This is a genomic window from Myxococcus faecalis, assembly GCF_050039385.1.
Classification (GTDB): Bacteria; Myxococcota; Myxococcia; order Myxococcales; family Myxococcaceae; genus Myxococcus; species Myxococcus fulvus.
In genome coordinates, this window is the sequence record NZ_CP144336.1 from 2,306,104 (window position 1) to 2,319,995 (window position 13,892).

The following is a 13,892-nucleotide window of genomic DNA, read 5'->3' on the forward strand; positions in this document are numbered from 1 at the left end:
TCAGGGCGACGGCGCCCGGTGGCTCGTGGAGAGCCAGCGACGCACCTCGTCCAGGTACTCCTTCGGGAGCGCATGCCCGCTGTCGAAGGTCTTGTGTGTCTTTCGCACGGACGGAGCGGACTCGAACAGGGCGCGACTGTCGGCGACGGGCGCGAAATCATCCTGGTTCGCGGTCAGCAGCAACCAGTCCTGGCGAATCGTCGACATGTGCCGCGACGGGGCGACCTCCTCCATCGACGGGTCGATGTGGGGCGGCACCATGGTGATGAGGTGGGTGACGCGCTTCTCGCGTGCCGCCAGCAGGAGCCCCACCTGGGCCCCCATGCTGTACCCGACGACGAGCACGCGCGGCGGCTTGCCCTGGGCGAGCACCGCGGACAGCAGCGCGTGGGCATCGCGCACGGTGTCGGCGATCATCTTCACGTACCGCGCGGGCTCGCCCTTGTGGGCCAGCTTCGCGAGCGCCCCGGGCTTCGCCTCGGGGTTCGCCCGCTCGCCGTGCAGTCGCGCGTCGAAGAGATAGACGCGGTAGCCGGCCCGCAGGAGCTCGTCCTTCAAGACGCCGCCATGCGTGGGTCCCGCGTCCGACAGCCAGTCCTCCTTGCGGCGCGTGAGGCCATGCACCAGGACGGCGATGGGTGGATTCGCGTGCCCCCCTTCGGGCTCGAGCACCCGCGTGGGGATGCGCTCTCCATCCGCGCCGCGAACGTCCAGCGACGTCGTCGGGGCATCGGCCCGGGCCAGGGAGGCGGACAGCAGCAGCACGCACAGCGACAGCCAGCGGAACATGGTGGACTCCTGGAAGTGAGCTTCACCGTCACCCTGCCCTCCGCTGTGTCGGACAGGCGTCAACCCGCGGTTGACGTTCGATTGACGTTCCCTCCGGTAGCCTGCGACCGTCCTGCCATCCCGAGGTCCCCTGCCCGCTCATGCGAGTGCTCGTCGTCGAAGACAACCGTGACCTCCAGGCCAACATCGCGAGGTTCCTCGGCGCGGACTTCCAGCTCGACTTCGCCGCCACCGGGCCCCAGGGGCTCACGCTCGCGCTAAGCCACGAGTACGACGTCATCGTGCTGGACCTGATGCTGCCGGGGATGAGCGGCATCGAGCTGTGTCAGCGCTACCGGCAGCTCGCCGCCCGGCTGGTGCCCATCCTCATGCTCACCGCGCGCGACACGCTCGAGGACAAGGAGGAGGGCTTCCGAGCAGGCGCGGATGACTACCTCGTCAAGCCGTTCTCGCTGAGGGAGCTGCGGCTGCGGCTGGAGGCCCTGGCGCGCCGCCCCGTCCCTCCGAGCGGTCGGCGTCTGACGGTGGGCTCGCTCACCCTGGAGCCCGACACAGGACAGGCCCGGCGCGGCGAGCGCGGCGTGCGACTCAACCGGACCGAGGCGCTGCTCCTCAAGCTGCTGATGGAGTCCGCGCCCGGGCCCGTGTCGACGGCGACGCTCGCCCATCAGCTCTGGGGCGACGACGCACCGGAGTCCAGCGCCCTGCGCACGCACGTCTATGCGCTGAGAGGCGCGCTCGCCGAGCTGGGGATGGACGACTGCATCACCACCCACCGCAACAAGGGCTACAGCCTGGAGGCCCGTGAGGACTAGGTCGATACGAGCGCTCCTCCTGGGCGCCATGGTGTCGTCCGCGGCGCTCTCGCTGGTCCTCATGGGGGCGTTCTTCACGCTCTTCAGCTACGACCTCGAGGACACCCTCTTCGCGCGGCTCGTCGCCGCCGCGATGGACGAGCACGGCGGCGATGGGGTGATGCCACTCGGCATCAGGACCTATGTGGGCCACGCGAGCCTGCCGTCCTGGCTCCAGGCGGAGGTGCCGGCGGACGCGCTGGGTGGCGAGTACGAAATCTTTCCTCCCGGGCATGGACACTTCCATGTCGCGGTGCGACCGGACGTGTCGACAGGCTTCACGCGCTACGGCGTGCTCGACACGACGGAGCTGACCGGCACCACGCGCCAGCTGCGTCGCACGTCGGGCCTGCTGGTGGTGAGCGCGGTGCTGGCCCTGCTGGGCGCCGCCGGGCTCTCCCTGCTGGTCGCGAGGCGGCTGGGGGTTCCGCTGGAGCGGCTCGTCGCGCAGGTGCAGTCGGGCCATGAGCCGCGAGCCGAGGACATCGTCGTCACCGAGGTGCGGGCCCTGTCCCAGGCCTTGAGTGCCCGGGATGTCCGCATCCAGGAGCTGCTGGAGCGGGAGCGGGCGTTCAACCGGGACGCCAGTCATGAGCTGCGCACGCCGCTCGCCGTGGCGCAGGGCGCGGTGGAGATACTGGAGCTGGACCCGCCCAGGGACTCGGCGACCTTCGAGCGGCTGCGGCAGGCGGTCCTCCAGATGGGCCTGCTGACGGAGGGCATCCTCTGGCTGGCGCGGCCGGGGCGCTCGGACGAGACGTGCGGACTGGTGGGCATCTCTCGCGAGCTGCTCGCGCTGTACGGTGGCCACCTCTCCCGAGGCGACGTGGCGCTCGTCATCGAGGCGACGGACGAGGTCGTCGTGCCGCTGCCCGGCTCCGTGGCGCGGGTGATGCTGGGCAACCTCATCAAGAACGCGCTCGCGTATACGGAAGAGGGGCGCATCGTCATCCGCGTCACGCCCGAGGCGTGGAGCATCGACGACACAGGGGTGGGCTTCGGTCGGAGCGAGCCCGAGCGGAGGGGCTTCGGTGTCGGACTGTCGCTGGTGGAGCGGCTGGCGCGCCGGTTCCAGTGGACGCTGGACCTCCGCGCGGTGGAGCCGCATGGCACACATGTCCGACTGACCTGGCCTTCATGAGGGCGGGTGCTGGAACTCATGACCCGGGCCATCTACAACTGCCCCATGCACTCGAGCCTCCGCCGCCTGACCGCTCTTGTCCTCGTCTCGCTGACGCTCGCCTGCGCGACGCGAGCCACGGCGCCCTCCCCAGGAACCCCCATGACGACGCCCTCCCCGCTGGACGCCCCCGCCGAGCAGTACGTGAAGCTGGCCCTCGCCGTGGGGCAGCACGACGGCAACTACGTGGACGCCTATTACGGGCCGGAGGCCTGGGCGAAGGAGGCCGAGGCCACGAAGCTGCCCCTGCCCGAGATTGCCGCGCGCGCCGCCGCGATGGTGGCCGCGGTGGAGGCGACGCCGGTGCCCGCCGATGAGCTGCTCGCGATGCGCCACCGCTTCCTGCTGACCCAACTGCGCTCGCTGGAGGCGCGGGTGCGGATGCTGTCCGGCGAGAAGCTGAAGTTCGACGAGGAGAGCCAGGCGCTCTACGGCGCGAAGGACCCGGGGCACACCGACGCGGAGTTCGAGGCGGTGCTCGTGGAGTTGGACAAGCGCCTGCCCGGCCAGGGTCCGCTGGTCGACCGGCTGGACCGCTTCCGCAACGACTTCGTCATCCCGAAGGACAAGCTGGACGAGGTCTTCCGCGTCGCCATCCAGGAGGCCCGGCGCCGCACGCTCCAGCACGTGGAGCTGCCCGCCAACGAGCACTTCACGTTGGAGTACGTCACCAACAAGCCGTGGAGTGGCTACAACTGGTACAAGGGCAACTCGACCAGCGTCATCCAGATCAACACGGACCTGCCCTTCTACATCCTGCGCGCCATCGACCTGGCGGCGCACGAGGGCTACCCGGGGCACCACGTCTACAACGCGCTGCTGGAGCAGCACCTGGTGCGCGGACGCGGGTGGGTGGAGCTGATGGTGTATCCGCTCTACTCGCCCATGTCGCTCATCGCCGAGGGCAGCGCGAACTACGGCATCGACGTGGCGTTCCCGGACGCGGAGGCGTACTTGAGGGACGTCCTCTTCCCGCTGGCGGGGCTCGACCCGAAGCGCGCGGCCAACTACGTGGCCGTGGAGGCGCTGGCGGCGAAGCTGTCCTACGCGAGCAACGAGGGCGCGCGCCGGTACCTGGACGGACAGCTCAGCCGCGAGGCGACGCGGGACTGGTTCGTGCGCTACGGCCTGGTGTCCGTGGAGCGGGCGACGCAGAAGATGGCCTTCATCGACTCGTATCGCGCGTATGTCATCAACTACAACCTGGGCCAGGACCTGGTGAAGCAGTACGTCGAGCGCCACATGGGCGCCGACACCTCGCCCGAGCGCCGCTGGCAGGTGTTCCGCGAGCTGCTGTCCTCCATGCGGCTGCCGGCGGACCTGGACCCCGCCGCGAAGTGAGGGCCGGGTTCCACACCTGCCCAGGAAGCGCGAACAAGGGAGTCACACATGCGCGTCACACGGACTGTTCGACTCGAGGTGAACCCGACGACGGACCCGCGGTGGGCCGCATGGGAGGGCTCCTTCAGGTTGCCCGCGGCGCCTGGCGAAGCCGGAGGGCCCCAGTGGTACTCGGGCAAGCGGCGCGGCGAGCGCCTCGTGATCCACCGGCAAATCCCTGCCTGGGAGCGCTGGGTGTGGCGCCCGAGGAACCACGTGGAGTCCTCCGTGGAGAAGGTGGCTGAGAAGGAGGTCCAGGTGGTGACTCGCCTGGTGTGGCACGACTCGGTCATCCTGCCCCTCGCCGCGTTGGTGCTCGGGACGCTCGCGACGTTCCGGTTCCTGTGGGGGACCGCCTGGCTCTGGGGCTTCCTGGCGATGATGTATGCCTTCGCGGGCCTGCCGTGGCTCGTGGGCTCTCGACAGGTCCGGCGGGAGTCCCTGGCGTTGACCCACGCACTCGAGAGTCAGGCCACCGCGGCTGACACGACAACACGCCCCCATTGACGTGTCAGGCCAGGTGCTTTGACGTGTAGGCCCGAAGCACCCTCTCTTGAACACACCACATCCCCCCGGAATGACAGGCGCTGGGGGGATGGCTTATCGTGTGCAAGTGGGGGAGGCATGCACACTCGTGCGGACCGTCTGTCATTCGAGGCGCCTCTGGCAGAGCCGACCAGGCTCGTCGAGCAGGCCCGCGACCTGGTGAACCAGCGCGTGACGCTGGGGGAGGTCATCCCCTTCCTCACCGAGCCCGAGTTGCTCGCCGCCAGTGATGCCTTGCTGCTGTCGGTGCCCGGGTTCCGCGAGCTCCACGCCGAGCTGTGGGACCCGGCCCTCCCCGAGCCCGAGGCCCTCTCCACCCTGCCGGAAGGCTCGTTCGGCCGCTGCTACGCGGCCTACATGGCGCACTACCGACTGGCCCCGGACTTCTTCCCCATCCAGGCCGAGCTCGACCCGGAGGCGACGCCCACCCGCTACGCCGTCCACCGGCTCAACAAGTGCCACGACTTCTTCCACGTCCTGGGCGCCTATGAGACGTCGGACGCGGACGAGGTCGCCGTCCAGTCGTTCGTGTTCGGACTCGCGCCCTCCGCGCTCGCCCTGTTCCTGGCGGCGGCCTCCGTGCACCCGGACATCCTCCGCGACAAGTACAAGCACCTGCGCGACATCTACGAAGGGCGCATCCAGGCCCACGACTTCGTCCGCGGCGTCGCCGCCACCGCCCTGCTGGGCGCGCGCCTCGAGTCCCTGATGGAGGAGCCGCTGGAGGGGCTGCGGCAGCGACTCGGCCTGGGGGCACGGGCGGACTTCCGGCCCGGGCATCCCGGCGAGAACACCTGCTCGGGCCGCTCCGTCCCCGCCTTCTTCACGCACGCCGCCGCTCAGGGGCCGTGAAGCTTCAGCATCCGCCGCCCCACCTCCGTGTCCGCGAAGTCCGGCAGCCCCTCAGCGTCCGTGCTGACGCTGAGCTCCCGTAGAGCCTCGTCGCTCGCTCCCATCTCGCGCAGCGTCAGGCCAGCGAGGGCGTAGGCATCGCTCCCCAGGAGCAACCGACGTGGCTGTTTCTGCATCGCCGCGAGCCGCAGCAGCGCCTTCGCGGCCTTCTCGGGCACACCGCGCGCCGCGCCGGGGTTGGCCCTCACGCTCGCGTTGAGCGCCCCCACCGTGGCCTGGTAGTCGGGCTTCGAGGGATGAATCGTCATCGACGCGCCCGCCCAGTCCGTGGCGAAGCCACCCGGCTCCACGATGGTCACCTGGATGCCGAGCGGCGCCACCTCGTTCATCACCACCTCGCTGAAGCCCGCGACCGCGAACTTCGCGGCCTGATAGGCGCTCAGGCCCGGTGTGCCGCCACGCCGCCCGCCAATCGAGCTGATTTGGAGGATGCGCCCCTGGCGCTGCGCGCGCATCACCGGCAGCACCGCCCGCGTCACGTGCACCACGCCGTAGAAGTTGGTTTCCATCTGCGCGCGGAAGTCGTCGAGCGACAGGTCCTCCGCCGAGTCGATGTTGGCGTAGCCCGCGTTGTTCACCAGCACGTCGATGCGGCCGAAGGCCTCCACCGCCTCGCGCACCGCCCGCGCCGCCTGCTCGGGCTGGGTGACGTCCAGGGCCACCGGTCGGATGCGCGCGCCGTGCTCGCGAACGAGGTCCGCGAGCGACTCGGGGTTGCGCGCCGTGGCGACGACGCGGTGCCCGGCGGCGAGCACGGCGAGGGTGAGCGCGCGGCCCAGGCCACGCGAGCTGCCCGTGATGAACCACACCTGCGAAGTGTCTTGGGTCATGGGCTCAAGATGCGGCGCGAGCCCGCGCGCCTCAAATCCAGACGCGCCACTATCTCATCGAATCGCGCCAACGGTGCGGCGTGGTGCCCTCCCAGGCGCGGAACGCCCGCGTGAAGGAGTTGAGCTCCTCGAAGCCGAGCAGGAAGGCAATCTCGTCCACGCCCACCTGCTCGGTGCGCAAGAGCCGCAGCGCCGTGCGATGCCGGACGTCATCGAGCACCTGCTGATAGCTCAGGCCGTGCTCCTCCAACCGACGCTGGAGCGTCCGGGCGCTGAGCGCCAGCTCCCGCGCCACCTTCGCCACGCTGGGCCGCTCCCCCGCCATGCGCCGGGCGACCACCGCGCGGACCCGCTCGACGAGCGAGTCCTGCTCGACGGGCGCGAGTCGCTCGTCGAGGCTGGGGAGCAACACCCGCAGCAGGTTCGCGTTGTGGGTGACGAAGGGCGTGGAGAGCACCTTCGCGTCGAAGACGAGCGCGTCGCGCCGCGCCTTGAAGCGCAGCGGGCAGCCGAAGAAGCGCATCAGCATCGGCTCGTCCGCCCGGGCGCGGAGGAGCTCCACGCGCTTGGGCGCCAGCGACAACCCGCTCCCGCGCTGCAGCAGCACCAGCAACGAGGCCAGCGAGGCATCGACGAGGCGCGCGGGCGCGGGGCTGGAGGCGTGCAGGTACGTCGTGTGGACGGTGACCTCGCCGCCCTGGGTGTCGACGGACATGTCCTTCGGGCCGCACAGCCGCTTGTAGCGGGCGATCTTGCCCAGGGCCGTGCCCAGGTCCGGTGAGTGCAACGCGGCCAGCGAGGAGATGTCGTACTCGTGCACCTGCGTCTCACGCGCGAGGCGCAACCCGATGTCCGCCGGAGACGACTCCCCGAGCACCTCCCAGAAGTGGAAGAACTGCGCGGTGCTCATCGCGCCCCCAGCGGGCACGCGCGCGGCGGCGGTGGCGTGGGCCACGTTCGCGCCGAGCCGGGCAAGACGCACGCCCACGTCGGGCGCGAGGTGGACGAGGTCTCCGCTCATCGGAGAAGCGTAACGGGCCCCCTGGCGCGCGACCAATCCGATCGCGCCAATCGCCCGGACGGTGCCCCCGCGCGCCAGGACAATCCCTCACGCAAGGCCCTGGTCTCGGACCACGACCGCCTGTATGCCTGCCGGCATGAGCGCTCGGAATGCAATCGTCGTCGGCGGAACGGGCAACATCGGCGCCGCTGTCATCCACAGGCTGCGGGCGGAGGGACTGCACGTCATCTGCGCCTCGGAGGACGTGACGCGGGAGTCATCCGACTCGATGCGGGTGGACGTCACCGATGAGGCCTCCGTGAGGTCGCTGTTCGACAAGGCGTCCGCCAACGGGCCCCTTCATCTGCTGGTCAACTGCTCGGGCTTCGGGGCCTTCACGCCCATCGAGGAGACCTCGCTCGCCGACTGGCGGAAGAGCCTGGACGTGAACCTGACGGGTGCCTTCCTGTGCGCGCGCGAGGCGTTCAAGCGGATGAAGGCGCATGGCGGAGGGCGCATCGTCCACATCGGCTCGGTGAGCGACCACCTCACCCTGCCCATGAATGGCGCCTACGCCGCCTCCAAGCATGGCCTCCGGGGGCTGACGGGCGTGCTGAACGCGGAGGGAAAGGACCACGCCATCCGGGCCACGCTGCTGTCGCTGGGAGCCGTGTACACGGCCTTCTGGAAGACGCGTCCGGAGTTCAGCCCCGCCGACATGCTGTCCGTGGACGACGTGGCCGAGTCCATCTGGGAGATTGCCCGCAAGCCCTTGCACATCCGCGTGGACGAGCTGCGCGTGGTCCCCTCGAAGGGAGTCCTGTGATGACGTCGCCCTCGAACGCGGACCTGGTGCTCGTCACGGGGGCCAGCCGGGGAATCGGCGCGGCCATCGCGGAGGTGCTCGCCGGGCAGGGGCTGCGCGTCGTCCTCCTCGCGCGGGACGAGGAGGCCCTGGCCCGCCAGGAGGCGAAGCTGCGCGCCTCGGGAGCCCAGGCGTGGTCCTTCGCGTGCGACCTGGCGAACGAGGCCGCGCTGGACGCGACGCTCGCGAGGCTGGAGTCCACCGTGGGAGTGCCAGGAGTCCTCGTGAACAACGCGGGCTTCGGCGGGCCCTTCCACCGCGCCGACGAGGTCTCGCGGAGCGAGTGGGAGCAGCTCTTCGGGGTGAATGTGGACGCCGTCCACCAGCTCTGCCGCTGGGCCCTGCCGCGCATGAAGGCGGCGAGGTTCGGCAGAATCGTCAACATCGCCTCCTCCCTCGGCCTCTTCGGCGGGGCGCTCTCCTCCACCTACGCGGCCACCAAGCACGCGCTCGTGGGCTACTCCAGGTCCATCGGCGCCGAGTGGGGCGCGCACGGCATCACCTGCAACGCCATCTGCCCCGGCTACATCGACACGGAGATGCTGGCGAAGGCGCCGCCCGCGCTCCGCGAGGAGCTGCTGCGCAGGATTCCCGCCGGGAGGTTCGCCACGCCCGACGAGGTGGCCCGACTGGTGGCCTTCGTCGCGGGCCCCTCCGGGGGCTACATCAACGGCACCACGCTGGTCGTCGACGGGGGATTGTCGTCCCATCTGGCCAACGACCTGCCGACCTTCTGAGGCGGCGCCGCTACGCCTTCTTCAGCGCGGAGACCAGGTCGCCCGCGCCCAGCCGGGTGACCTCCTCCGCGGAGGTGTGCAGGAAGCGCAGGGCATACCCCTCGCTGCCCTGAGAGAGCGCGGGAACATCCGTCAGCCCCGCGAAGAACGTGGGCGCCTTGCCGGGCGTGAAGCTCCGCGCGGTGGAGTCCGCCTCCAGGCCTCGCAGCCTGCGAAGGAAGGAAGCGGTGTCCTCGTCCTCCGCCCGCTTCAGGACGGACACGGAGCCATCCCGACGCCGGACGTGCACGGTGCGGCTGCGCGCGGCGGCGTGCAGGGTCGCCAGCTCCCACAGCGTGGGCCGGGCGCCGGTGCCGAAGTAGGCCAGGGTGTCCTTGCCCAGGCGCGCGAGTCCGCCCCGGGAGCGGGCCACGCTCTGGAAGCCGTCCTCGGGAGGGACCTTCACGTCCACCCAGCGAAGCTGCTTCTCGACGAGGTCGATGACGAGCGGCACCGAAATCTGCGCGCTCCCCTGCAAGTCGAAGCGCTGCTCCACCGTGCGCGCGTCGAAGTGTTCCCCCTCCACCTCGTCCCGGACCATGAAGCCCGCGAACGCGTCCTCCATCCGGTCGAACGAGACGCTGTTGAAGGAGAAGACCACGGGGATGGCGTAGCGCACGCCCTGGGCGAGCAGGCGCTCCATGTGCACGTCCAGGAACTCTGCGCCTCCCAGCGGCGGAGAGCCCGACGTGACATCCCCCGAATGCACCGCGGCGTCATCCTCCAGCCGCAGGTTCGTGTAGTCACACCGGTCCACCAGCCACCAGTTCTTGTCGTAGAGCGCCACCGACAGGTCCAGGTCGACGTACGTGTTCTGGGGCTCCGTCCAGTGGACGAAGAAGCGCAGGACCTTCCCCTCCGGAATCGGCAGCAGGCTGCCGCGAGGCACCGCCACCAACGCCTTCGAGGCCGTCTTCTCCGCCATCGGCACCAGAAGGTCTCCGAGCGCCTCGTCGATGACCGCCTGGGGGAAGGACGGCAGGGCCTCCGCCCGTCGCAGCAGCTCCCGCTCCAGCGGCGCCACCAGCTGGCCAATCACATCCCCGGGGAGCAACGGACGACGGTCCTCCATGCCCCAGGCGTGGGTGGCCTCACCCTTCGGGAAGAAGACGCGCCGGGCGAACGGCTGGTGCCGCTTGCGCAGGTGCGCCGAGGCGGCGAGCAGCAACGCGGGCGGAGACCGGGGCAGCACGGCATCGAGCGTCGCGAGCAGCTCCGGCGCCAGCGACGCGGAGCCCGCGAGCGCCACCGAGAGCCGGCTCACATGGTCCAACCTGCGCAGCAGCTCACCGGGCCGCTGCCGGAGCAGCGTCAGCGCGCCCGGAAGCGCCCTCGCGCGCAGCGCCTCCTCGACGCGCGAGGTCCAGGAGCGGAACTCCACCACGACGCCGCCCTCGACGTCCCGCGTCTGGAAGGACTCGGGATGCTCGCGCGTGAGGCCCAGCAGCGTCGCGCCGAACGGCGTCTGCTCGGAGAGCACCGTCCCGCGCAGCACGGCGAACGCGAGCGAGACCTTGGGATGACGCCGCCACTCCTCAAAGACGTGCAGCAGCCCGCCAAAGGCCTTCCACAGGCCCGGGTTGCGCCCGACGTCCTCGGTGACGTTCAGCAGGGAGAAGCCCTCCATCATCCGGAGGACGGCGCGCCGCACCTGACGCGGCGGGCTCTTCAAGGGCACCTTGACGGAGAGGTCGGGGTTGCCACCCGCCCAGGCCACCAGCACGCGGAGCACATCCGTGGCGGTCTTCACGTGCGCCGCGGCGCCGGCCAGCACGTCCCCCGCCGTCCGGGGGTCCCGGAGGAGGTGCCCCACGATGAGCGCCAGGGTCTCCTTCACCGGGATGCGCCGGGGCAGCCAGCCCAGCACCCGAGGCCCGAAGGCGGACACGAGCCGCTTGAGGATCTCCAGGTCGCGAGGGTTGAGCACCGTGGACCGCGATGCCAGCCGTCGCATCAGTCCGCTCGCGGTGGCCTCGGGGTCCGTGCCCAGGGACAACCGCGTCAACTGGCTCCGACGGATGGAGTAGACGGTCCGCGAAGCGCCCTTGAGTTCCTTGGGCTGCAGGAAGGGGTCCGTCGGCGACAGACGTCGACGGCAGATGGGACAGGCGGAGTAGTCCTTGCCGTCGAAGCACTTCTCACAGACGAGGTGGGCGCACGGCGACAGCGCGCGCACCGAGCCCAGGGTGCCGCAGTGGATGCACGGCTGCTCGGGGTTCTGGTACAGCCACGACAGCACGCGCTGGACGAACAGCGCCTGCGTGTCGCGCGGGACGCTGTGGGGGAAGGCGCGGAACAGCGGGACGAAGGGGCGGTCCTTGCCCACCGTCGCCGCGCAGTTCTCGTAGAGGAAGCGGCCAGACGCGGCCAGGGGCTCGTCGGGGAGCGCGAGCAGCGCGTCCCGGAGGTCCCCCGCGAGCACGTAGCCGACACCCGCCAGGTCCGCATCCAGCGCGACCAGGGCCTCCTCGCGTGCCTTCGTGTCACCGCCGGCGGGCAGGCCCGTGGGAGGAAAGACGAGCCCCGTGGTCCAGAGCAACAGCGCGGCGGAATCGCCCGTGAGTTGGAGCGAAGGGGCGCCCATGGTGACTCCCTGAGAGAGGGGAAAGGCGGGGCGGAGAGCGGATGAGCTACCTCATAGGAGTGAGAAGGAAGCACACCCAAAGCCGCCCCGCAGAGAATCCTACCAGGGCTCACCAGGAACCGCCAACGAGGAAAAAGACCGGGGCATCGGACTCACGCCGTGCGCCAGCGAACCATCGCCAGACATCCTCGACGTTGAATTGACAGCGTGAACCCACCCCTCTCAAGTTGGGCCGTCGCCGACGCCGGCGATCTGGAGCACGTGAGGGTGTGGGCGGGCGCAATGCCTCTCAGACCCAGACACGCATCGCAGTCCATCGCGTCATTCCCATGCCGAGGATTGTTCCATGTCGAAATCGAATCCGTCGACTGTATCCAGCCGTCTGTTCTTCACACTCGCCACGCTCTGGGGCGTGCTCCTGGCGCCCGCCGCCCAGGCCCACTCGGCTGTCTATGGTGGAGGACCTTTCTACTCCGGGGGCACCGCGGTGATGGATGACCTGCGCGCGTCGGGGTTCACCACGGTGATTCTGTGGAGCTTCCACATCGAGGACAACGGGGACCTCGTCTACAACGACATCCCCGTGGTCCGGAATGGCGCGTACATCGGCGACGCGGCGTGGCCCACGCGGCTGGCCACGCTCAAGCGGGCGCCCACGTCGGTCAATCGCATCGAGGTGTCCATCGGCGCCTGGAGCGTCCCGGACTTCGAGCGCATGGCGAGGCTGGTCAACGGCACCGCCGCCGGCTGCGGCACCACGCTGGTCTGCGGCACCGGGAGCAACAGCATCCTGTACCGCAACTTCCAGGTGCTGAAGACCATCACCGGCGCGGACGCGGTGAACTTCGACGACGAGAGCGCGTATGACCTCGCTCCGACGACGACCTTCGGGCAGATGCTGATCGGCCTGGGCTACAAGATCGCCTTCGTGCCGTACACGCAGCAGACATTCTGGCGCAACCTCCGGAACAACCTGGGGAGCGCGGTGGACCGCATCTATCTCCAGGTCTACGACGGCGGCGCGGGCAACAACCCGGCGAGCTGGAACACGGCCATGGGGATGACGGTGTCCCCGGGCCTGTGGTCGCGGCACGGCACCAACTGCGCGTCGGGTGACAGCCCGGCTTCGGTGCAGACCAAGATGACCCAATGGAAGGCCAATGCCGGCATCCCGGGCGGCTTCATGTGGCTGTATGACGACATCCAGCGGTGCTCGGCGCAAGGGACGAGCGCGCAGTACGCGGCGGCCATCAACACCGCGGTCAGCGGCAACACGCCTCCGGTGGCGAACTTCGGCGTCACCCTCAGCGGGCTCACGGCGACGTTCAGCGACGCGTCCACGGACGCCGATGGCAGCATCGTCTCGCGCAGTTGGAGCTTCGGCGACGGCACCACGTCCACGGCGACGAACCCCGCGCGCACGTATGCGAGTGGCGGCAACTACAACGTCACGCTGACGGTCACGGACAACGGTGGGGCGAGCCACAGCAGGACCCAGACGGTCTCCGTGGGCACGGGCTTCATCAACCTGGCGCTGAACAAGCCCACCAGCAGCACCACGCCCTGCAACAGCAACGAGACTGCGGCCAAGGCGGTCAACGGGAGTGTCTCGGGTGGAACCACCGACAAGTTCTGCTCGTTGACGTCACCGGCGTGGATGGATGTCGACCTGGGCTCGGCCCAGACGGTCAGCAGCTTCACCGTGAAGCACGCGGGGGCAGGCGGTGAGACGGCGACCTGGAACACCCAGGCGTTCACCATCCAGACTTCGACCAATGGGACGACGTGGAACACCGTCGTCACGGTGAGCGCCAACACCGCCAACGTCTCCACCCACCCCATCACCGCCACGTCCGCGCGCTACATCCGGCTCCATGTGACGCTGCCCACCCAGGACTTCTCGCCGGCGGCACGCATCTACGAGTTCGAGGTCCGCTGAGTTCCAGGCATCCGCGCCGACCCGCGAGCATGTCTCGGGTCGGCGTGGGCGTCCCTCGTCAGGGCGCTGTTCAGAAGTGCGTGTGACTCGCCCCTACAAACATCACCAGCGTCCGTGGCCCTACGTCTCGAGAAGACGGCCATGACATGCCGGCACACCCTGCATCGACGTGGCGCGCACGGACCGGCGGCGCACGGGGGCGACTTCCTTGCGTCGAGCGCGGACACAAAAGGCCGC

Annotated in this window: 12 protein-coding genes; 8 read left to right on the top strand and 4 right to left on the bottom strand. The window is 69.8% G+C overall.

Annotated features, from left to right (window positions below):
* Positions 1-789 (bottom strand): alpha/beta hydrolase, encoded by a 789-nt coding sequence (locus tag VZQ01_RS09010; protein WP_426747559.1) that lies wholly within the window; start codon positions 787-789, stop codon positions 1-3.
* Between the two features lie 140 nt (positions 790-929).
* Between VZQ01_RS09010 and VZQ01_RS09015 the strand changes: the two genes are divergently transcribed.
* The 5 genes from VZQ01_RS09015 (at position 930) to VZQ01_RS09035 (ending at position 5,601) form a co-directional block, all read left to right on the top strand.
* A complete protein-coding gene (locus VZQ01_RS09015; RefSeq protein ID WP_426747560.1) occupies positions 930-1,604 on the top strand; it encodes a response regulator transcription factor in 675 nt (224 codons plus the stop codon).
* Positions 1,594-2,784 carry a sensor histidine kinase gene (locus VZQ01_RS09020; RefSeq protein ID WP_426747561.1) on the top strand — a complete coding sequence of 397 codons (1,191 nt, stop codon included), beginning with the start codon at positions 1,594-1,596 and terminating at the stop codon, positions 2,782-2,784. Before VZQ01_RS09015 ends, VZQ01_RS09020 begins: the two co-directional genes overlap by 11 nt.
* 141 nt (positions 2,785-2,925) lie before the next feature.
* A complete protein-coding gene (locus VZQ01_RS09025) occupies positions 2,926-4,164 on the top strand; it encodes a hypothetical protein (RefSeq protein WP_426747562.1) in 1,239 nt (412 codons plus the stop codon).
* 267 nt (positions 4,165-4,431) lie between these two features.
* Positions 4,432-4,710: a hypothetical protein gene (locus VZQ01_RS09030; RefSeq protein WP_223750270.1), complete on the top strand. Its 279-nt coding sequence runs from the start codon at positions 4,432-4,434 to the stop codon at positions 4,708-4,710.
* A gap of 117 nt (positions 4,711-4,827) precedes the next feature.
* Positions 4,828-5,601, top strand: a complete 774-nt coding sequence (locus tag VZQ01_RS09035) for a Coq4 family protein (RefSeq protein WP_223750269.1) — start codon at positions 4,828-4,830, stop codon at positions 5,599-5,601.
* Here VZQ01_RS09035 and VZQ01_RS09040 read toward each other — a convergent pair.
* Both VZQ01_RS09040 and VZQ01_RS09045 read right to left on the bottom strand, forming a co-directional pair.
* Positions 5,589-6,491, bottom strand: a complete 903-nt coding sequence (locus tag VZQ01_RS09040; RefSeq protein WP_426747563.1) for an SDR family NAD(P)-dependent oxidoreductase — start codon at positions 6,489-6,491, stop codon at positions 5,589-5,591. The genes VZQ01_RS09035 and VZQ01_RS09040 overlap by 13 nt on opposite strands.
* Before the next feature lie 49 nt (positions 6,492-6,540).
* A complete protein-coding gene (locus VZQ01_RS09045) occupies positions 6,541-7,512 on the bottom strand; it encodes an AraC family transcriptional regulator ligand-binding domain-containing protein (protein WP_426747564.1) in 972 nt (323 codons plus the stop codon).
* 136 nt (positions 7,513-7,648) lie between these two features.
* On the opposite strand from VZQ01_RS09045, the gene VZQ01_RS09050 reads away from it, so the two are divergent.
* Entirely contained in the window at positions 7,649-8,317 is a 669-nt protein-coding gene (locus VZQ01_RS09050) for an SDR family oxidoreductase (RefSeq protein ID WP_426747565.1), read from the top strand.
* The gene (locus tag VZQ01_RS09055; RefSeq protein WP_426747566.1) at positions 8,317-9,093 is read left to right on the top strand and encodes an SDR family NAD(P)-dependent oxidoreductase; all 777 of its coding nucleotides are present in this window, start codon (positions 8,317-8,319) and stop codon (positions 9,091-9,093) included. Before VZQ01_RS09050 ends, VZQ01_RS09055 begins: the two co-directional genes overlap by 1 nt.
* A gap of 10 nt (positions 9,094-9,103) precedes the next feature.
* On the opposite strand, the gene VZQ01_RS09060 is transcribed toward VZQ01_RS09055, so the two are convergent.
* Positions 9,104-11,716 carry an MXAN_6230/SCO0854 family RING domain-containing protein gene (locus VZQ01_RS09060; protein WP_426747567.1) on the bottom strand — a complete coding sequence of 871 codons (2,613 nt, stop codon included), beginning with the start codon at positions 11,714-11,716 and terminating at the stop codon, positions 9,104-9,106.
* Between the two features lie 346 nt (positions 11,717-12,062).
* On the opposite strand from VZQ01_RS09060, the gene VZQ01_RS09065 reads away from it, so the two are divergent.
* Positions 12,063-13,655, top strand: a complete 1,593-nt coding sequence (locus VZQ01_RS09065; protein ID WP_223750263.1) for a PKD domain-containing protein — start codon at positions 12,063-12,065, stop codon at positions 13,653-13,655.
* The last annotated feature ends 237 nt before the right edge of the window (positions 13,656-13,892 follow it).

Coding starts and splice junctions, on each gene's coding strand:
- VZQ01_RS09010 (WP_426747559.1), bottom strand. CDS start 789: ATGTTCCGCTGGCTGTCGCTGTGCGTGCTGCTGCTGTCCGCCTCCCTG.
- VZQ01_RS09015 (WP_426747560.1), top strand. CDS start 930: ATGCGAGTGCTCGTCGTCGAAGACAACCGTGACCTCCAGGCCAACATC.
- VZQ01_RS09025 (WP_426747562.1), top strand. CDS start 2,926: ATGACGACGCCCTCCCCGCTGGACGCCCCCGCCGAGCAGTACGTGAAG.
- VZQ01_RS09035 (WP_223750269.1), top strand. CDS start 4,828: ATGCACACTCGTGCGGACCGTCTGTCATTCGAGGCGCCTCTGGCAGAG.
- VZQ01_RS09040 (WP_426747563.1), bottom strand. CDS start 6,491: ATGACCCAAGACACTTCGCAGGTGTGGTTCATCACGGGCAGCTCGCGT.
- VZQ01_RS09045 (WP_426747564.1), bottom strand. CDS start 7,512: ATGAGCGGAGACCTCGTCCACCTCGCGCCCGACGTGGGCGTGCGTCTT.
- VZQ01_RS09050 (WP_426747565.1), top strand. CDS start 7,649: ATGAGCGCTCGGAATGCAATCGTCGTCGGCGGAACGGGCAACATCGGC.
- VZQ01_RS09055 (WP_426747566.1), top strand. CDS start 8,317: ATGACGTCGCCCTCGAACGCGGACCTGGTGCTCGTCACGGGGGCCAGC.
- VZQ01_RS09060 (WP_426747567.1), bottom strand. CDS start 11,716: ATGGGCGCCCCTTCGCTCCAACTCACGGGCGATTCCGCCGCGCTGTTG.
- VZQ01_RS09065 (WP_223750263.1), top strand. CDS start 12,063: ATGTCGAAATCGAATCCGTCGACTGTATCCAGCCGTCTGTTCTTCACA.